The following is a 19192-nucleotide window of genomic DNA, read 5'->3' on the forward strand; positions in this document are numbered from 1 at the left end:
TAATATGGTGGATCCTTTATTAAAATCAATACTAAAAGCACCAGACGGCCCGCCTAGTGACGTCGAGGAGATAAAAGAAAGAAGTAATTACTTGCGTGGAACGCTCATGGAAGTGATGCAAGACCGAATAAGTGCCGGTATTCCCGATGATGATAATCGTTTGATGAAGCATCACGGCAGTTACTTGCAGGATGATCGGGATCTTCGAAATGAACGACAAAAACAAAAGCTTGAACCAGCTTATCAATTCATGCTCCGTGTTCGCATGCCTGGAGGTGTGGCCCAGCCAGCTCAGTGGCTTGTCATGGATGAACTTGCCCAAAAATATGGAAACGGCACGTTAAAGCTGACAACACGTGAAACGTTTCAAATGCATGGCATTTTAAAATGGAATATGAAAAAGACGATACAGGATATTCATGCGTCCATGCTTGATACGATTGCAGCATGCGGTGACGTGAACCGAAACGTCATGTGCAACTCGAATCCCTATCAATCAGAGATACATACGGAAGTATATGAATGGTCAAAAAGGTTGAGTGACTACCTATTGCCTCGAACAAGGGCCTATCATGAAATTTGGCTTGATGAAGAGAAAGTGGTCGGAACACCGGAAGTAGAAGAAGTGGAACCGATGTACGGACCGCTTTATTTACCACGGAAGTTCAAAATTGGAATCGCTGTTCCGCCATCGAATGACATCGATGTATATTCACAAGATTTAGGCTTCATTGCAATCGTTGAAGATACTAAACTTGTAGGATTCAATGTAGCGATAGGCGGGGGCATGGGCATGACCCATGGCGACACTGCGACATATCCTCAGCTTGCCAAGGTAATCGGCTTTTGTACACCAGATCAAATTTTGGATGTGGCGGAAAAGGTCATTACGATTCAACGGGATTATGGGAACCGTTCCGTCCGAAAAAATGCCCGCTTCAAGTATACGGTTGATCGACTTGGCTTGGAAAATGTAAAAGCCGAACTGGAAAACCGTCTTGGCTGGAACTTGGCTGAAGCCAAGGAATACCATTTCGATCATAATGGGGACCGCTATGGCTGGGTGAAAGGCGTGCAAGGTAAGTGGCATTATACCCTGTTTGTCCAAAGCGGCCGTATTGCCGATTTTGATGATTACAAGCTGATGACCGGCTTGCGTGAAATCGCGAAAGTCCATACAGGGGATATCCGGTTAACAGCCAATCAGAATCTGATCATTGCCAACGTCTCCAGCCAAAAAAAGAAAATAATCAATGAACTGATGGAACAATACGGTTTGACGGATGGCAAGCATTATTCAGCACTCCGTCGCAGCTCACTTGCATGCGTAGCTCTTCCTACATGCGGATTGGCGATGGCGGAAGCTGAGCGTTATTTACCGGATTTACTTGAGAAAATCGAGAGCATTGTTGATGAAAATGGTCTACGGGATAAAGAAATCACCATCCGTATGACGGGCTGTCCTAACAGTTGTGCTCGTCCAGCCCTCGCGGAAATAGGCTTTATCGGGAAAGCCCCCGGCAAATACAATATGTATCTCGGAGCGGCCTTTGATGGCAGCCGACTCAGTAAAATGTACCGCGAAAATATTGGCGAAGAAGAAATATTAAGCGAATTGCGTGTACTGCTTTCACGTTACGCAAAAGAACGGCAAGAAGGAGAACACTTTGGAAACTTCGTCGTCCGCACGGGAGTCATAAAAGCAACAACAGACGGTATGAATTTTCATGCATAACCAAATATGTATTTGAGACAGGACTTGTGCCTGTCTCTTTTTTTTGTGATTTTTGTTAAAAAATCCAAGAGGAACTGATAGTTGAGGGATGAGGTTTGAAGCAGGTTCTCAATAATCCCAGAAGGAGAATCAAGAACAACAAAAAAGAAAAGTATGAACGGGCATAAAAGAAAAGAATGCAGGAGAAATTGGAACGAATCAAAGAATATCCTGATGTAACGAAGCCCCCCAAAAGGATTTCATTGCAAGGCGAATCATGAGATATTTCAGTAAATAAAAAGTATGCCAGCCAAATAGAAATGCAGCATGAGGAGGGCACCCTCTTACAGGATATTGGTACAAGCAAGCATATAAAAAAAGCTAGGGGAATAAGCGATGAGTAAATGCAGTAACGCTATCTTATAGATGAAAAAGCTATCTTTTAATCGGATTCACTAATTTCATCGGAAAGATGTTTCATAAAATGGTTATCGATTATTTAAGAGTAGATTTTTTTTAAGATACTCAAGATTTATTGGAAACGGAGTATCTATTTAGGTTATTTTCGTTCAAAAACGAAACAAGAAAAGTGACTGGCTTGCCACTGTAAACACAGATGGCACCCCTTCTGAGCAAAAAATCACCCGTCTTTAGATTGGTTTTTCAAGACAATAATCAAATCTTTGTTTACTAAAAGAGTTTCAAGGACGCTCATATGATTTACTTATCACCATACGACTTTGTTCTCGCTCGTTACGCTGTACTGGCGTGGGAAAATTACGGTCACACCGAAACACACTCGGTGGTTTTTTATGACTTTTAAACGAAATACTCAATTGGGCTGTCGCATTGCAGCAGTTAACTGAGCTTCTTCAAGAGAACGAATAAAAAAATACAGAAATTATTTCAATGGCTTGTAGGTTTACCTAGCTATATCAGGGCCTACCTGCCAAATTTGGTGTGCGAAAACTTAAGTTAATAATTTAGTTTTAATTAAAAAAATAAATATTCAAGAAAGAAGTTGACAATTAATGGAAAAATATGTTTAATTTAATTAAGGTATAAATGTATACAATTATACTAAATACAGAGAGGAGGGGGTTACAATGGATCTTTCCTCATTGGAAAGTAAAAGGTATTCAGCAAAAGATTTTGTCTATATGGAATTGAAGAAACTTATAATTTCTGGACAGTTAGAGCCTTCTCAACAAATCAATGAAAAAGCCTTAGCGGAACAACTTGAGATTAGTCGTACACCTATTCGCGAAGCTTTACATCGAATTGAGCTCGAAGAATTAATCGTACGCCTCCCAAATGGTCGTATTAAAGTAGCTCCTGTTTCAGTCCAAGAAGCAAAAGAAATCTTTACAGTTCGTAGTTTATTAGAGGGTCAAGTCGCAAAAGAAGCTGCAATAAAGATTTCCGAAAGGGAATTATCTGAACTGAAATTGTTCACGGATTTATTAGTTCAAGCTGCTGAGCAATCTGACAGTGATAAAGTAATTTTATATGGGGATAAAGTACACCACTTGTTGTACGATATTAGCGGAAATCGAACAGTTGTAAAAATCTTAAATAATATGAATGATCATATTATGCGCTACCGTGGACTAGGTCCTAAGACAAATAAATATCGTAGTTCTGCTGCTGCGAAAGAACATCTAGCGCTTTACAAAATTATTGAGCTAAAAGATGGCGAACAAGCTGAATTATTAATGAGAGAACATATCGAAAATAGTTTAGATGCAGCAATTCAATCAATAAAAGTTCATCTAATCAAATAGATAAAGCTTAAAAAGGAGGTTCTATATTGGATAAAAAATTACGTTTACGTGAACTCATAAATGCCCCTAACTCATTTATGTTACCTGGTGCATATGATTCAATGTCAGCTTGTTTAATTGAAGAGTTAGGATTTCAAGCAATTTATGCTACAGGTGCAGGTATTTCTAATGCCCAACTCGGTTGGGCTGATGTAGGTCTTACTAGTATGAAAGAAGTGCTAGATATCGTAGCGCGTATGACTGATGTTACTAATATACCAATTATCGCTGATCTTGATACAGGATTCGGTAATGCTATTAACGTAATCCGTTCGGTTCGAGAGTTTGAACGAGCTGGGGTAGCTGGCATACAAATTGAAGATCAAATATCTCCTAAAAAATGTGGTCACTTTAATAATAAAAGTGTTATTTCTAAGGAAGAAATGATTTATAAGATTCATGCTGCAGCAGATGCACGACAAGATGAGAATCTAGTAATTGTCGCAAGAACAGATGTACTAGCTGTTAATGGTATTGAGGATGCTATTGATCGAGCTAAAGCGTATAAAGAAGCTGGGGCGGATGTTTTATTTATTGAGGCTCCTACTTCAATCGAACAAATGAAAACGATTACAAGCTCATTGAAACATATCCCGCAACTTATAAATCTAGTTGAAGGAGCTAAAACCCCACTCATTACGCTAGATGAAGCTCATGAGTTAGGATATCAAATTGTACTTTGTGCTAATACCGTTTTACGCGCATCAATACAAGGAATTAAAAACGCTTTAAATATTCTGAATTTTGAATGTTCTCAAAAAAATCTAGGCGAAGCTATCTGCTCTTGGGAGGATCGTCAAAAACTATTTAAACTAAATCAAATTAATATTTGGGAAGAAAAATACTTATCTATCGATCCTAAGGAGGAAATAAAAAATGTCTGAATTACAATTAGCTGTTGAATCTAAAAATATTAGCATTGAACTTGCAACAAAAATGTTAGAAGTCGCCAAACAAAAAGGAATGGAACTAGGTATCAACTTTAGCATCGCAATTGTAGATAAGCCAGGTAATTTAAAAGCATTTGCAGCAATGGATGGTGCACCTGTATTAAGTTTAGAAATTGCCCAAAACAAAGCCTTTTCTGCCGCTACCTATAATCGCGCTACACATGAATGGTACGATAGATTAAAAGATGATCCACCTTTACTGCATGGTATTGTACACACAGAGCGTCTTGTGATTTTTGGAGGTGGATATCCAATTAAATTAGGCGAGGAATTAATTGGAGGAATCGGTGTTAGCGGCGGACATTATTCACATGACATGCAAGTATGCAAAGCTGCTTTAGCGATTATTGAAGAACTTACTTTAAGCAAAGAATAGGGGGATAAAATATGACATCAAATCTCGACTATGACATTGTTGTAATTGGTTGTGGAGTTGCAGGAACTTCTGCCGCTTTAGCTGCAGCAGAACAAGCTGAAGTTTTAAATAAGAAACTTAAAATTGCTATTTTAGAGCGCTCTGATTTTGACCATCGTGGAGGAAATTCGCGTTGGACTGCATCATATATGAGAATGAAAAACTTGAATGAAGTAGCAGACAATTTTGTGGAAGATATGCTTGCTTTTTCCGATAATTTTTCAGATCTTCGTTATGTGGAAACACTTGCTCAAGAAGCAGGACCAACACTTCAATGGTTAAATCAACATGGGGTCGAATTTGATTATTTACCGACCATGTTTTTAACTTCAAATAAACCGAGGCTACTACCCGTTGGAGGCGGCCGTGCCATCATCGATACGTTAGCTAGAAAAGCTGGGATCCAAGGGGTTGATATCATTTATGAAGCAACAGCATGGAATATTTCATTAAATGAAGATGGTGCAGTAAGTCGGTTGAATATCCGAGTTAAAGGTGGAAACTCACTTGAGTTAAAAGTGGGGTCGGTTGTTTTAGCTGCTGGTGGTTTCCAAGGGAATCAACGTATGATGGCTCAATATATCGGTAGAGATGCTCACAAAATTCCTGCTGTGTGTAAAGGTGGATATTTCAATAGAGGTGAGGCTATTGAAATGGCACTTTCAATCGGAGCAAAAAGCGCGGGACAGTTTGATTCTTTCCATGCTGAACCGGTAGATCCTCGAAGTAAACGAGAAGAAGCTGCTGTAATGCTCTTCCCCTACGCTATTTTAGTAGATCAAAATGGTAAGCGCTTCCTTGACGAAGGGAAAACAACTATTGATGAATATTACGAAGAAGTCGCTAGAAAGATTTTCTATGATTTACCTGGACATGTTGCCTATATGATTAGTGATCAAACTATGTATGATATTCCAAATTATGAACAAGCTCTAGAAACAGATAAACCTGCAATTGTAGCTAATACTTTAAGTGAATTAGCTGAATTACTTAATATTTCTGCTGAAAATCTAGAGGAAACAGTTCAAGAATTTAATATGGCTGTACAAGACGGGATTTTTGATCCTCTTCAGAAAGATGGCAAGAAGGCGATTGGTATTACACCTGAAAAATCAAATTGGGCTATACCAATTACAACGGGACCCTTTATTGCGTATCCTATTGCTTGCTCAAATGTATTTACTAATGGCGGTCTTGCGACAAATACTGATGGTGCTGTCTATTCAAACGATGATGAGTCAATTCCTGGATTGTATGCTGCCGGCGAAACAGCAGGTCTTTACTATGGAAAATATCCTGGTGGAACATCTGTATTACGTGGGTTAGTTTATGGAAAACGTGCAGGTACTCATGCTTCATCTTATGTGATAGATACTTTAGGTGTAAAAGTATAAGGGGGAAGATAGAATGTCAACTTTAACAGGAAAAGTTGCCGTTGTAACTGGCGGTGGTCGAGGTATTGGTAAAGAAACAAGTATTCTATTAGCGCAATTGGGAGCCACACTAGCTGTTTTATCAAATAATCAAGAAGAGATTAACAATACAGTTACCCAAATAATTTCTAATGGAGGCAATGCTAAGGCCTATTTTTGTGAATTAACCTCACGAGATACCATCGAACAAACGTTTAAACAAATTGAGACTGATCTGGGGCATGTTGATATTCTAATTAATAATGCTGGATCTATGGTTATCAAACCTTTCTTAGAAACTAGCATTGAAGAATGGGATAGCATGCAAGATTTAAATGTTAGAGGTATGTATTTAGCGACTCGTGCAGTAGTTCCAAACATGATTAAACAACTTGAAGGTATTATTATAAACATTTCCTCTATATGGGGATTAAAAGGCGGACCGGATCGTAGTGCCTACATTACAGCAAAACATGCGGTTATCGGTTTCACCAAGGCATTAGGAGAAGAGTTCAAGCCCTTTAACATCCGTGTAAATGCCGTATGCCCTGGACCCGTAGCCACAAAAATGATGGAAGACTTAGCGCCTACTGTTAATAAAGATAATTGGTTACACCCTATTGATATTGCTGAAATCATTGTTGATTTATGCCTTGAAAAAACCAAAGCTGTTACAGCAACAGCTATTGAAGCGTTTGGAATTGGAAGACCAGTAAATACATGAGAAAACTTTACGCTCTTTAGTCGAACTGCTAAAGAGTGTATACACTTTCTAATAATCAATCAGGGGGGACTTGTTTATGACGAGTAACGTTCAACCACATAATGAAAAAATGGATAAAGGAAAATATAAAATTTTTTTTGGTGCTTATATTGGCTGGGTTTTTGATTATTATGAAGTGTTTGTGTTAAGTTTCCTTGTAATTCCTATGGCAACTGCTTTACAGCTAACTACTGGACAAATAGCGTCAGTTTTTTCAGTTCAACTTGCTTTCCTAGCGATTGGTGGTGTTTTTTTTGGTTATTTAGGAGATCGAGTAGGGCGTAAGAAGATTTTAATCGCAACATTAGTTATTTTCTGTATAGCCACGTTAATGCGTGGATTTACATTCAATTATGAGTGGCTAATTGTTTGGACTGCTATCGCTGGGTTTGGTTTAGGAGGTGAATACGGTGCAGCTCAGGCACTCGTAAGCGAATCAGTTCCTTCTAAACAACGTGGATTTTGGAGTAGTATGCTATATGGTGGCGCCTATTTGGGGATTTTCTTGGGAGCAACTATGGGTGGATTTGTACTCCCCTTAATCGGATGGCGTTGGACATTCATTATCTCTGCTCTTCCAGTTTTATTTGCTCTTTGGCTCAGAAAAGATGTAGAAGAATCAAAAGTTTGGGAGGAAGAAGTGAAAAATAAACAAAAAGCTAGTGAAAAAGTCGATTGGCGTAAAAAGTACGGTTTAAGACGCTTCTGGAAACCATTCACAATTGCTTTAATTGCTGCAGTATTACAATATTTCGCTTACTATGGAATTACAAATTTTCTTCCAACGTATTTAGTAAAATACGAAGGATTTGAAATGGGTGCGGCGGGATGGTGGCTATTCTTTACTGCATTCGCAGGTCTAGTTGGATCATTTATTGCCGGTTATACAGCGGACAAATGGGGAAGAAAAATAACTTTAAGTTACCTTGGCCTTGTTGCAGCTCTTGGTGGTATCGCCCTTTACTTTACATGGTCTAGTTTAATTAACTCACTATGGATTTTAGTTCCTATTTTCTTTTTATACTTTGGTTCAAATGGAGCATCTGTATTTGGGTCATTATTTAGCGAAATCTTCCCTACAGATGTTCGGGCTACAGGTATTTCATGGGCTTTACAAATTGGACGCGGACTTTCAGCGATACCCCCCTTAATCACAGTAGCTATATTCCCTGTGTATGGGTATGAACCAATTATCTTAGGCGGGGCCGGTTTATTCTTCCTATTAGCTATTTGGGCTTGGGTATTCCCAGAAACCAAAAATCGTCGTTTGGATTATCTAGATGACGAAACACAAAAAGTGGAAGAATCCAGTGGAAATCCGGAACTTCAAAATAGGACATCATTAACTTAATTTATTAAAATTGTCATAAATCTTTTCTGGATGAGTAAGTTTAGGTGATAATTTTCACTTACTAAGTGCTATTTTGCACATGCGACTTTAAAACCCAGCTACCTTCACAGGAGATTAGCTGGGTTTCTTCAATATGCAGAAGGAAACGCTATGAAGTTGGTTTACGCTGATCAGAATGAAACGTTAGGCTTATTTCCATATACAACCCCCGAATGCACAGACAGAAAAGTCTTCGATTCGGGGCTTACGCTATCTTTAGGTTGGGATATTTTTAAAGAATAGCAGAGGCATTCATATAGCAGTTACTTATAAATGGATATGTCGTTTGTCTAGACTCATATTGGTACAAATTCAGATTGCTGACTGTTTCTTGGCAGGCCGATGTCAGCCATGGTAAGTAACCCTGGTTTTCGAATCGCATCAATTTGTTTAGCTGTATTAATAACCATGGAGGCAGTAGCAGTATCACCGAATACTCCATTTGGTATGATTAATCTTTGTGTTTCGTTTCCTTCAATTATAATCTCATCCTCTTGGTTAATTCCTACAGACATGTTCAAGTCCAAGCAGATTTCCTTTCCGGTAGAGGTCAAAGCTCTTGATACTTGGTGTAGCCCACTAACCGCCCCTTTTTTTAGAGACTTAAGTGGAACGGTTATATCTTCGGTGGCAATTGTTGGCTCAATGGTATTATTTATACTGGTAAGTTCCCAATCTAGCCCATATGCAATTAATCTAACAGATTCTTCAAGCCCAACATGGCCGATCTTATCTTGTTCAGCCAGTCCCTCAAATTCTCCTTTTGTCATACCGATTCCAACTTTTTTTGTAAGGACCTTCTGCATAATTGGCTTGTTCTGCATCGATTCGATCCTTTTCACAAGCTAACTGCGTTTCAATAGGAATGGGAAGGGGTATAGCTATTGATTTATTCTCACCATGAGGATAGTCGAAAGTTTATGAATTCCTGAAAAATTAGTTACCTCTTGGAAGTCCCCTTGATTAGAAGACCCTTTTGAAATAAGGTTTTCCCTTTCCATTTTAGCGGCTAATGCGAAGCCAACTGCTTTGTACCATTTTCAGATCTCGATAATAGGGAAGGACGTAATCTTTTTCACGAGTCGATGCAAATGTAGCCCCCTACTTGAGCGTCCTCCTGCCCTTGGTATGAAACCATAAATAGAATTATTCCTGGGCAATTCAATTGGCCCAGGCAACTATTAAAGCTTTTGAAGACCCAGCATCTTCCATCAATAGATTTGTTCATCACTTACGGTGCGGGACCTCCACCCTGTGAATCGGTTTCTTTAAGCTTAATCACATGTGTATAATACGTGAGCGTTCCACTTCCAGCAAAATAAGCACGGAGGCAATATGATAATGCCCTTGACTGATGTACTACTGGGCAATTTCAGTCTTCAGGCGGCTAAAAAGACGCCGCACCAGGTAAGAAAATTTTGTAAAAGGCATCTTAGGTTCCGGCATTCTGTCAGACAATAGACACTTCGTAAAGAGTATGATTAGGTCGTCTCCCTAACACTTTCAGCAAAACACTGATTATTACCTCCTCGCAAAATAAGTTTCTGTCTTATCCCCCTGAAAGCCTTGACATAGAGTGCACTCTAGATGATATGTTTTAAACTAATTACATTAGAAAGGGGAAATGACCGATGTCAAAAAACGAGTGGATCATCTTATGAGTCTTCAAATTAGTCAACTCGCCAACGAGACTGGATTATCAATTCACACGCTTCGTTACTATGAAAAGGAAGGTATTTTTCCGCCCGTAAAGCGTAATGAAAACGGTAGTCGCATTTATGATTCCAAAGATATTGAATGGATCAAATTCGCTTGCCGCCTTCGCGAAACGGGAATGGGTATTGCCGATATGAAGAAATTCGCGCAACTCGTCATTCAGGGAGACGAATCTAAAAACGAGCGTATTAAAATGCTTCGTCAACAAAACATGCGGGTCAAAGAACAAATTGAGCAACTAACGCACTGCATGGAACTCATAAATCGTAAAATCGAATTATATTCATCCCCAGCTGGGGATTAGAGGAGGAAATAAGGATGAAAACTATATTAATTACTGGTGCATCGGCAGGAATCGGGAGAGCAACAGCCTTACATTTCGCGAGCAAAGGATGGAATGTAATTGCAACAATGCGTTCGCCTGAAAAAGAAACGGAATTTACCAAGGCCGAGAACATTTTGGTCACCCATCTCGACGTTGAAATCAAGGAATCCATCCAAAATGCCATTGAACAAGGGATTACGAAATTCGGGAATATTGATGTGATTGTAAACAATGCAGGTTATGGTTCATTCGGTATCTTTGAAGCTGCAACAGAAGAACAAATCCAAAGACAGTTTAACGTCAATGTGTTTGGCCCTATGAAGGTAATAAAATCGATCCTGCCTCACTTCAGAAATAATCATCAGGGACTTATTATCAACATTAGCTCTGGCGGAGGAAGACTCGCACTTCCGTTGTTTTCTCTTTATAATGCTTCCAAATTCGCCCTAAACGGACTTACGGAAGCTCTATTGTACGAGTTGGCCCCACTCAATATTCGGGTAAAGATCGTGGAGCCCGGACGCACTAATACCGATTTTGCAGGGAGATCTATGGACCCGCTGCATGATACCCAATTGACGAATTATAGTGAAATCGAGCAAAAAATCGGATCAGTGTACCAAGGCTTGTTTGACCCTCAACAAGTCGATTCTCCGAATCATGTTGCCGAATTGATTTACAAGGCGGCAACTGATCCTTCCAGCCAATTGAGATACCATACCGGCGAAGAATTAATGAAGGAACGTGAAGAACTGAACGAAGATGAATTTATTAGCAATTTGGCACAAAGCTTCGGTATTGATATTCCATAATATTGCAACAAAAATGTTCACGTACATCACATGGTAGCAAGGACAAAGATGAACATCAAACTACTCTTCCCTTTTAAATAACCCACAAATGAAGATACACTTATTTCTGGTGGAATACTCACAAGCCACATGGTATTTACAAGCCGTTGCTTCAATGATTTCTACGCCTTTCCTTTCACATAGCGTGCGTAATATTTGACCGATATCTTTTTTTATCTTTCCATATATCACTTGTCTTCTGTACTTCGGTGCAAATACGATATGATGCTTACAATTCCAGGTAGTGTGTGCTAAACTATTAGTGTCTTTTGACATAAAACTCTTCCGTGATGCTGATATTTTGGTTGGCGAACCAAAAATATTTTTGCACCATGGGAGAGTTTTTTTAATACCACGCTGAAAGCTTTTTAGAACTATCGGCCTATCCAAGGGTTTCTTTTCTACATAAAAAAGACAGGCACAAGTCCTGTCTTTTTTTATTTTTCTCGAAAAACTGTTATTAAAAAAACCGAAGATTTACCGCTTGTTAAATATTTGAACCTATTTCTCTATTTAGACAGATAAGTTGTTTCTAAATTAGACACAATTGAAATTATGTTCAAAAATTAATAAAGCGTTTTCATTTATCTAAAAATTACATATAATCTAAATATGAAATTAATTTTACCTATTGAACATAATTTCTTGGCAGGGGGAAGAAATGTACTCAAATGAAGAAATGATTGTTGTAGCAAAGATGTATTATGAGATGAACTTTACACAAAAGGAAATAGCAGAAAAACTAAGTTATTCAAGAGCAACAATCAGCCGGATTATTGATGCAGCATTTAAATCAGGCATTATTGATGTCAAAATAAATTATCCACTTAATTCGGTTCAAAAGCTGGCGAATAAAATTAAAGAAAAGTATAAGTTGAAAAAAGTCTTCGTTTTACCGGTTTATGTAGATGATGTACCACTCATTCAAAATGATATAGGTAAAGCGATTGCAGAATATTTATATGATATCTGTGAGAGCGACTCTATTTTAGGTGTTTCTTGGGGGACATCTATGAGTTATGTTATTCCTCATTTAAAGGAAAAAAAATTACCCCAAATGAAAATCGTTCAATTAAATGGTGGAATAGCAAAGAGCAATTTTTCCACAGGATCAGGGGCGCTACTTGAAAAATTTTCAGAAGCGTTTTCAGCGGACCATTACCTCTTACCTGTTCCATCCATTGTGGATAGTTCGTTTATAGCGGAATCAATTATGACTGATTCTAGTATTGAACAAGTATTAAATCTTGGTAAAAGAAGTAATATCGCGGTATTTGGAATTGGGAATGTGTCTTATGAATCGGTTCTCTATAAAGGTGGGTATTTTAAAGGAGATTCGTATGAAAAGTTAATAAATCAAAAAGCAGTAGGTGATATTTGTTCAAGATATTTTTCGTTAGCGGGGGATATTGTTGATAATGATTTGAACAAACGAACCATTGGTCTAGAGTTAGAAGAATTAAGAAACAAAGAGTTTTCTATTGCTTTAGCCGCAGGCAAGGCAAAAGCTCGGAGCGTAAAGGGCGCATTAAATGGTGGGTATGTAAACGTTCTCTTTGTAGATGAAGAATTAGCGAAAGAAATTGTGTAATTTTTAATAGGGGGGAACATGATGAAAGCAGTCAAATTATACGAGCCAGGTAACTTACAGGTAGAGGAAGTAGAGTTACCTTCTATTTCAGAAACAGAAGTATTAATTCAAGTAAAAGCGATAGGAATTTGTGGATCTGATATTCCTAGAGCGTTAACAAAAGGTGCTTATTATAAAGGATTAACATTAGGACACGAATTTTCAGGACAAATAGTAGAATGTGGTTCAAAAGCTACGGAATGGTCCATCGGGGATCGTGTAACAATTGCTCCATTAGAACCTTGTATGAATTGCGTTTATTGTAAACAAGGGAAATTTGGTTTGTGTGATACATACAATTATTACGGTTCAAGAACAGATGGTGCAATGGCGAACTTTATAAAAGTAGGGAAAGCAAATATCCTGAAACTTGAAGATACCATTTCATATGATGCGGGAGCGATGGTTGATCCAGCTGCGAATGCTGTTCATGGACTTTGGAGAGGAAACCTGAAAAAAGGTGATACAGCTGTCGTGATGGGTCTAGGGGCAATCGGAATGTTTGCGGTTCAATTCGCTCGTGAAATGGGTGCAAAAGAAGTTATTGCTGTGGATATTTTCGAGGAAAAACTTGAAATAGCCAAAAAGTTAGGAGCAAATCGTGTAGTCAATTCAAAAAAGGAAAATATAGTAGAGGTATTGGCGGACACACATATAGACTTTGTTATTGATACCTCCGGTTCAGCCATTGCACAGGATCAAGCTGTATTGATTACTGGAAAAATGGGAAGGGTTGTATTTCTCGGTATCTCTAACCAACCCTTAACTCTATCTGCTAAAACTGTTGATCGCTTATTACGATATGAAATTGGAATTCATGGCTCTTGGAATTCTTTCTCAGACCCATTCCCAGGTAAGGAATGGTCATATGTGATAAACAGTATGGCACAAGGAAAGATCAAAACTGAGGAAATTGTTTCTCACCGTTTTGGTCTAGAAGAAACACCGGCTGTGTTTGAAAAAATAAAAAACAAAGAAATTGTTTTCAATAAAATTCTGCTTTACCCCGGAGAATAACAATGATGAATGATCTCGTATTAGGTATTGATTTTGGAACACAGTCCTTAAAAGTCGGTGTTTATACTATAGAGGGAAATCTTGTTTGTACAGCAAGCGCATCTTATCCTACCTTTCATAGAAAAAATGGGTATTCTGAGCAAGATGCGAATGACTGGTGGTCAGCACTTCAAAAAGCTTTGATATCTGTTAAGTTAATGATCAATCCGAAGTTAATTAAAGGAATTTCGATTTGCGCAACATCTTCTACCGTAGTTTTAACCGATGAGAGCCTGAAGCCTCTAGCACTAGCACAATGCTGGATGGACCAACGAGCTACTGAGGAAGAAGAAGAAATTAATAGTAATCAGCATTTTCAAGTCGAAAATCATCTACTATTCTCCGGGAAAAAAACTTCAATTGAATGGATGACTACAAAATCCTTATGGTTGAAAAAACACCATGACTTAACAGGTAAACGAATAGTTGAACAAATTGATTGGATTAATTTCCAATTAACAGGCGAACTTGTGGCATCAAAATGTAATGCCAGTTGTAAATGGAATTATGTTGATCGGCTAGAAGGGTTTTCGGAGTCCTTCTTTAAAGAAATTGGTCTTGAAGGGATTACCAAACATTGGCCTTCGAAAGTATTGAGTGTAGGTGAACAAGTAGGCACCATCACGCCGAATGCAGCAGAGTATTTAGGTTTAGAAGTGGGTGTACCAGTATTTCAAGGTGGCATTGATGCTCATATAGGGATGATTGGCTCAGGTGCCCTTGAACCTGGTCAACTTAGTATGATCACTGGAACTAGTTTTGTTCACTTAATGCACCACGATAAACCAGTTTTCAACGATTCCCTTTGGGGCCCCTATGATTCACCGCTTCTGGATGGACATTGGCTTCTTGAGGGAGGGCAGTTATCATGCGGCTCTATCATTTCCTGGTTTTTACAGGAGTTTTATGGACACCGTACGGATAAAGAAGAAATCTATAAAGAACTTGAAATAGAAATAAATAAAATGGAACCGGGTTGTGATGGATTAATCGTTTTGGATAGCTGGAAAGGGAATCGAACGCCCTATAAGACTCCTTATGCAACTGGTTCTTTTGTTGGCCTTACACTATCGCATAATAAATTTCATATTTATAGAGCTATCCTTGAGGCGATTGCGTTTGGTACAAGAAACGTTATCCAAACGATGAATGACTATTCAATCCCAGTTGAAAGAATCATTGCAGGTGGTGGTGGAACTCACAATCATTATTGGATGCAAATCATCAGTGATGTCATCGGCCTTCCTATCTCGATTCCTAGTGATATAGAAACCGGTTCAAAAGGGGCTGCCATCATAGCTTCTCATGGTCTAGGATTTTATTCTAATTTGAAGGAAGCTTCAAAATACATGGTGAAGATGGAAAAAACATACTACCCAGATGTAGAGAAAACAAAAAAATATGATGAGTTATTTGAAGTCTATATCCATTTAAATAAAGTATTATTTCCGATTATGAAAAAATTGAAAAATGGGGGGGATGACCAGAGTGTCCAACATACTTGAAATGAAGCAAGTGTCTAAATCTTTTCCAGGTGTAAAAGCATTGCAAAATGTAAACTTTACTCTAAAAAAAGGAGAAGTGCATTGTCTTATTGGGGCGAATGGTGCTGGTAAATCTACTCTAATGAAAATTTTATCAGGTGTCTATACCAAAGATGAGGGAGATATTAATTTGGAAGGGCAGCCGGTAACAATTAAGACACCTTTAGATAGTATGGCACTTGGAATTTCAACCATTTATCAAGAGCTATCCCTAGTAGAGGAATTGAGTTTAGCAGAAAATATTTTCCTTGGAAACTATCTAAAGCGAAAAGGCGGCATTATAAAATGGAGACAGATTAATGATGAAGCAAAAAGGCTCTTTTCTTTACTTGGAGTATCTGTTTCCCCAACCATGCAGGCATCTCAGGCAAGTATGGGTTTAAAACAAATGACGGAAATAGCGAAAGCCATTGCTGCAGAATGCAAAATAATAATAATGGATGAACCCTCAACAGCATTGTCTAATGATGAAGTACTAAAACTATTTGACGTTATCAAACTATTAAAGGAACAGGAATATACAATTGTTTATATTTCTCATAAACTTGAGGAATTATACGCGATAGGAGACCGAGTAACGGTTCTTAGAAATGGGAAATGGGTGATCACAGATGAGATGAAGAATCTGGCACAACCTGATTTAATCCGCCACATTACTGGACGAACTATAGAAAAAAAAGCGAATATTCATACAGAAACAAAAAGAGAAGAATTCCTAAAAGTGAAAGGGTTTACAAATCAAAAAATAAAAAATGTTTCTTTCTCAGTCAGTAAAGGAGAAATCGTTGGCTTATATGGACTAGTGGGTTCTGGAAGAACGGAACTACTTAGAGCAATTTATGGGGCAGATCCAATACAAACAGGAGAACTACAGATAGATGGTAAGAAAAAGAGTATAACTTCTCCTCAAAAAGCAGTAGAAGTCGGTATGGGGCTTGTACCGGAAAATAGAAAAACTGAAGGGGCCAACCTAGACTTGTCTATTTTGGAGAATGCCTTCTTGCCTTCACTTCACTCCTTTTCTAAGAATAGTTTTGTAAACCTACGGAAAATGAAACAGGTTATGAAAGATATGATTGAGAAATTAAATATTAAAACAAGTGGTAGTGATGTACCTCTGAGAAATTTAAGTGGGGGTAATCAACAAAAAGTCATAATTTCTAGGTGGCTTATTAATAATTCTAGACTTTTATTGTTCGATGAACCAACCCAAGGCATTGATATAGGAGCAAAAGATGAGATTTATAGCATTATGAAGGAACTCTCAAATGGAGGAACAAGCATTATTATGGCAACTTCGGAAATTGAAGAGTTACTCTCAGTTTGTGACAGAGTTCTGGTAATGTTTGAAGGTAAGTTAATTAAGGAGTTTTCACAGCCTTCACATTATAAAAGTGAAATTATGAATATTGCCGTATCTGGTTAATACAAAAGGAGGCGTACTATGGATGCCAATATAGATGCAACACAGGTAAAACAATCAAAATCACTACCTATTAAGAATGTATTACAGAAATACAATCTTTTCTTAATTTTTCTAGGGTTTATCCTGATTGGTAGCTTGCTATCCGATCAATTCCTCTCTGTTCAAAATTTACTTAATCTTCTTCAACAGTCTTCTTTTGTTGGAATTGTTAGTATAGGAATGACTTTTGTTATATTAGTTGCTGGTATTGATTTATCGGTTGGAGCAATTTTAGCATTAACAGGTATGTTGGTCTCGATTTTATTGGGTACAGGAATGAATCCGATACTAGCCATAACCATAACCCTGGTAGGAGGAACATTCTTAGGTTTCGTGAACGGGTTTATTTCAACTAAGTTTAAAGTTCCTGCGTTCATCACGACACTTGCTATGATGGTTAGTGCAAGAGGACTTGCTTTATTATCAACAAATGGAGAGCCAATTTATGACCTTCCTGAAAGTTTTATAGCTTTAGGTGGAAATGTTTTAGGCAAGATTCCATTAACGGTAATTGTTTGGATCGGATTAACGATCATAGCCATGGTAGTTTTAAAATACACAACATTCGGAAGAAAAATATATGCAGTAGGTGGAAATATAGAATCATCTAGACTTTCTGGCATTCCAGTAGAGAAGTATATTACATGGTGTTTTGTAATCGCAGGGTTGCTATCGGCAGTGGCTGGTGTTCTCATGAGTGCATGGTTAACCGTCGGACAACCTACAGCTGGTACTGGGCTTGAGTTAGATGTTATTGCCGCAGTCGTTATAGGTGGAACGAGCCTTATGGGTGGAAAAGGTAGTGTAGGTGGAACCTTTATTGGAGTATTGATTATGAGTATGATTGTTAATATCTTCAATCTATTGGGTTTATCTTCTTACTATCAATCTATATTCATGGGAATAATCATTGTTCTAGCATTAATTATGAATCAATATATCATAAACAAAAAATAAGGGGTGGTTTATTTGAAGAAAAAATGGATGACGGGTTTATTTGCAATAGCACTTATGTTTGCATTAACGGCATGTGGAGGCGGAGCAGCAAAAGACTCTGGTTCAAATACAAGTAAAAAGGGAGTTGGAGAATCATTAGTTATCGGCTTCTCTCAAGCAACTCTTGAATCTCCTTTTTATACATCATTGGTTGATGGAGCCAAAGCAGAGGCTAAACAAGAGAATGCAAAATTAATCGTCGTAGATGCACAAAATGATATAGAAAAACAAAATACTGATGTTCAGTCTCTCATTACAAAAGGAATTGATGTATTACTTATTAACCCTGTTAATCCATCAGCTGTAGCACCTGCTTTAAAAGCAGCTGAAAGAGCAGGTATACCAGTTATCACAGTGGATAGACAAACAAAAGAAGAGGTTGTTTCTTACATTGGTAGAGACAATGTAGAAATGGGACGTCTTGCTGGAAAAAAAGCTATCGAGCTTCTTGGTGGTGACGGAGCTACAGGTAAAGTGATTGAATTGCAAGGGGATGCAGGAGGTACCGTTATGAAAGCTCGTCACGATGGTTTTCATGAAGTTGTAGAGAAGGAAAAAGGTATTAAGATTATCGAAGGGCCTTACAGTGAGTATATACGTGCGAAAGCTGTTACATCTATGCAAGACTTATTGCAGGCTCATCCGGATGTAAAACTAGTATACGCTCATAATGACGATATGGCACTTGGAGCATTGAAAGTATTAGAACAAGCAGGGAAACTAAAAGATGTTAAAATCGTTGGTATTGATGGGTTAATGGAAGCTGTTAAGAAAATTAATGCAGGTACGTTCCATGCAACAATTATAAACGATCCAATATCCCTTGGTACACTAGCTATCCAAACAGCAATCAAGACCGGGAATGGAGAAGATGTTGAAAAAGTAATGAATGGAGAAACAGGCTTAATTGATGAAAAAAATGTAACGAACTATCTAGATGACTCGAAAAAATTTGCGGAAGTAAAATAAGGGTCTCCAATTGGCCGGTTTACACAGATTCATCCGTGATCAAATGAAACGTTAGGCTTATTTCCATACAGAACCCCCGAATGGACAGACAGAAAAGTCTTCGATTCGGGGGTTAATCTATCTTTAGATTTGAATATTTAAAGAATAGCAGAGACATTCATATAGTAGTTACT

17 protein-coding genes and 1 pseudogene are annotated in these 19192 nt (G+C 38.1%); 15 read left to right on the forward strand and 3 right to left on the reverse strand.

What is annotated here, in order from left to right; all coding sequences use genetic code 11:
- Positions 1 to 4: 4 nt before the first annotated feature.
- The 7 genes from cysI (at position 5) to ACQKIC_RS15390 (ending at position 8428) form a co-directional block, all read left to right on the forward strand.
- Positions 5 to 1735 carry an assimilatory sulfite reductase (NADPH) hemoprotein subunit gene (gene cysI, locus ACQKIC_RS15360; RefSeq protein WP_427591846.1) on the forward strand — a complete coding sequence of 577 codons (1731 nt, stop codon included), beginning with the start codon at positions 5 to 7 and terminating at the stop codon, positions 1733 to 1735.
- 1085 nt (positions 1736 to 2820) lie between these two features.
- A complete protein-coding gene (locus tag ACQKIC_RS15365) occupies positions 2821 to 3498 on the forward strand; it encodes a GntR family transcriptional regulator (RefSeq protein ID WP_402872526.1) in 678 nt (225 codons plus the stop codon).
- A gap of 26 nt (positions 3499 to 3524) precedes the next feature.
- Complete coding sequence (locus tag ACQKIC_RS15370) at positions 3525 to 4421, forward strand: isocitrate lyase/PEP mutase family protein (protein WP_403080169.1); 897 nt, start codon at positions 3525 to 3527, stop codon at positions 4419 to 4421.
- Positions 4414 to 4863: a GlcG/HbpS family heme-binding protein gene (locus ACQKIC_RS15375; protein WP_402872532.1), complete on the forward strand. Its 450-nt coding sequence runs from the start codon at positions 4414 to 4416 to the stop codon at positions 4861 to 4863. Before ACQKIC_RS15370 ends, ACQKIC_RS15375 begins: the two co-directional genes overlap by 8 nt.
- Positions 4864 to 4874: 11 nt before the next feature.
- Positions 4875 to 6296, forward strand: coding sequence for an FAD-dependent oxidoreductase (locus ACQKIC_RS15380; protein WP_427591847.1), 1422 nt, complete (start codon positions 4875 to 4877; stop codon positions 6294 to 6296).
- 13 nt (positions 6297 to 6309) lie between these two features.
- Complete coding sequence (locus ACQKIC_RS15385) at positions 6310 to 7038, forward strand: SDR family NAD(P)-dependent oxidoreductase (RefSeq protein ID WP_427591848.1); 729 nt, start codon at positions 6310 to 6312, stop codon at positions 7036 to 7038.
- 76 nt (positions 7039 to 7114) lie between these two features.
- Positions 7115 to 8428 (forward strand): MFS transporter, encoded by a 1314-nt coding sequence (locus ACQKIC_RS15390; protein WP_402872540.1) that lies wholly within the window; start codon positions 7115 to 7117, stop codon positions 8426 to 8428.
- A gap of 335 nt (positions 8429 to 8763) precedes the next feature.
- Here the strand turns inward: ACQKIC_RS15390 and ACQKIC_RS15395 are convergent, their stop codons facing one another.
- Together ACQKIC_RS15395 and ACQKIC_RS15400 are read right to left on the reverse strand one after the other, a co-directional pair.
- Entirely contained in the window at positions 8764 to 9291 is a 528-nt protein-coding gene (locus ACQKIC_RS15395; RefSeq protein ID WP_427591849.1) for a hypothetical protein, read from the reverse strand.
- Between the two features lie 57 nt (positions 9292 to 9348).
- Positions 9349 to 9468, reverse strand: coding sequence for a hypothetical protein (locus ACQKIC_RS15400; protein WP_427591850.1), 120 nt, complete (start codon positions 9466 to 9468; stop codon positions 9349 to 9351).
- 623 nt (positions 9469 to 10091) lie between these two features.
- Here ACQKIC_RS15400 and ACQKIC_RS15405 point away from each other — a divergent pair.
- Together ACQKIC_RS15405 and ACQKIC_RS15410 are read left to right on the forward strand one after the other, a co-directional pair.
- Entirely contained in the window at positions 10092 to 10487 is a 396-nt protein-coding gene (locus ACQKIC_RS15405) for a MerR family transcriptional regulator (RefSeq protein ID WP_427591851.1), read from the forward strand.
- A 14-nt stretch (positions 10488 to 10501) separates the two neighbouring features.
- Entirely contained in the window at positions 10502 to 11320 is an 819-nt protein-coding gene (locus tag ACQKIC_RS15410) for an SDR family oxidoreductase (protein WP_427591852.1), read from the forward strand.
- A gap of 53 nt (positions 11321 to 11373) precedes the next feature.
- Here ACQKIC_RS15410 and tnpA read toward each other — a convergent pair.
- A pseudogene (gene tnpA / locus ACQKIC_RS15415) lies at positions 11374 to 11635 on the reverse strand (IS200/IS605 family transposase); the annotation flags it as partial.
- Positions 11636 to 12020: 385 nt separating this feature from the next.
- On the opposite strand from tnpA, the gene ACQKIC_RS15420 reads away from it, so the two are divergent.
- The 6 genes from ACQKIC_RS15420 to ACQKIC_RS15445 are packed head-to-tail and all read left to right on the forward strand — an operon-like array spanning position 12021 to position 19019.
- The gene (locus tag ACQKIC_RS15420; RefSeq protein ID WP_427591853.1) at positions 12021 to 12950 is read left to right on the forward strand and encodes a sugar-binding transcriptional regulator; all 930 of its coding nucleotides are present in this window, start codon (positions 12021 to 12023) and stop codon (positions 12948 to 12950) included.
- A gap of 21 nt (positions 12951 to 12971) precedes the next feature.
- On the forward strand, positions 12972 to 14006 hold the full coding sequence (locus ACQKIC_RS15425; RefSeq protein WP_427591854.1) for a galactitol-1-phosphate 5-dehydrogenase: 1035 nt from the start codon (positions 12972 to 12974) through the stop codon (positions 14004 to 14006).
- Between the two features lie 5 nt (positions 14007 to 14011).
- Positions 14012 to 15550, forward strand: coding sequence for an FGGY-family carbohydrate kinase (locus ACQKIC_RS15430; RefSeq protein ID WP_427668682.1), 1539 nt, complete (start codon positions 14012 to 14014; stop codon positions 15548 to 15550).
- 1 nt (position 15551) lies between these two features.
- Positions 15552 to 17015, forward strand: coding sequence for a sugar ABC transporter ATP-binding protein (locus ACQKIC_RS15435; protein WP_427668684.1), 1464 nt, complete (start codon positions 15552 to 15554; stop codon positions 17013 to 17015).
- An 18-nt stretch (positions 17016 to 17033) separates the two neighbouring features.
- Positions 17034 to 18011, forward strand: a complete 978-nt coding sequence (locus tag ACQKIC_RS15440; RefSeq protein WP_427591857.1) for an ABC transporter permease — start codon at positions 17034 to 17036, stop codon at positions 18009 to 18011.
- Positions 18012 to 18023: 12 nt separating this feature from the next.
- Positions 18024 to 19019: a substrate-binding domain-containing protein gene (locus tag ACQKIC_RS15445; RefSeq protein WP_427591858.1), complete on the forward strand. Its 996-nt coding sequence runs from the start codon at positions 18024 to 18026 to the stop codon at positions 19017 to 19019.
- The last annotated feature ends 173 nt before the right edge of the window (positions 19020 to 19192 follow it).

This window comes from Peribacillus sp. NPDC046944 (genome assembly GCF_050272735.1).
Classification (GTDB): domain Bacteria; phylum Bacillota; class Bacilli; order Bacillales; family DSM-1321; genus Peribacillus.

What these genes read in the sequence shown, in the direction of transcription:
- cysI (WP_427591846.1), top strand. Translation starts at nt 5, where the DNA reads ATGGTGGATCCTTTATTAAAATCAATACTAAAAGCACCAGACGGCCCG.
- ACQKIC_RS15365 (WP_402872526.1), top strand. Translation starts at nt 2,821, where the DNA reads ATGGATCTTTCCTCATTGGAAAGTAAAAGGTATTCAGCAAAAGATTTT.
- ACQKIC_RS15375 (WP_402872532.1), top strand. Translation starts at nt 4,414, where the DNA reads ATGTCTGAATTACAATTAGCTGTTGAATCTAAAAATATTAGCATTGAA.
- ACQKIC_RS15380 (WP_427591847.1), top strand. Translation starts at nt 4,875, where the DNA reads ATGACATCAAATCTCGACTATGACATTGTTGTAATTGGTTGTGGAGTT.
- ACQKIC_RS15385 (WP_427591848.1), top strand. Translation starts at nt 6,310, where the DNA reads ATGTCAACTTTAACAGGAAAAGTTGCCGTTGTAACTGGCGGTGGTCGA.
- ACQKIC_RS15390 (WP_402872540.1), top strand. Translation starts at nt 7,115, where the DNA reads ATGACGAGTAACGTTCAACCACATAATGAAAAAATGGATAAAGGAAAA.
- ACQKIC_RS15395 (WP_427591849.1), bottom strand. Translation starts at nt 9,291, where the DNA reads ATGCAGAACAAGCCAATTATGCAGAAGGTCCTTACAAAAAAAGTTGGA.
- ACQKIC_RS15400 (WP_427591850.1), bottom strand. Translation starts at nt 9,468, where the DNA reads ATGGAAAGGGAAAACCTTATTTCAAAAGGGTCTTCTAATCAAGGGGAC.
- ACQKIC_RS15405 (WP_427591851.1), top strand. Translation starts at nt 10,092, where the DNA reads ATGACCGATGTCAAAAAACGAGTGGATCATCTTATGAGTCTTCAAATT.
- ACQKIC_RS15410 (WP_427591852.1), top strand. Translation starts at nt 10,502, where the DNA reads ATGAAAACTATATTAATTACTGGTGCATCGGCAGGAATCGGGAGAGCA.
- ACQKIC_RS15420 (WP_427591853.1), top strand. Translation starts at nt 12,021, where the DNA reads ATGTACTCAAATGAAGAAATGATTGTTGTAGCAAAGATGTATTATGAG.
- ACQKIC_RS15425 (WP_427591854.1), top strand. Translation starts at nt 12,972, where the DNA reads ATGAAAGCAGTCAAATTATACGAGCCAGGTAACTTACAGGTAGAGGAA.
- ACQKIC_RS15430 (WP_427668682.1), top strand. Translation starts at nt 14,012, where the DNA reads ATGAATGATCTCGTATTAGGTATTGATTTTGGAACACAGTCCTTAAAA.
- ACQKIC_RS15435 (WP_427668684.1), top strand. Translation starts at nt 15,552, where the DNA reads ATGAAGCAAGTGTCTAAATCTTTTCCAGGTGTAAAAGCATTGCAAAAT.
- ACQKIC_RS15440 (WP_427591857.1), top strand. Translation starts at nt 17,034, where the DNA reads ATGGATGCCAATATAGATGCAACACAGGTAAAACAATCAAAATCACTA.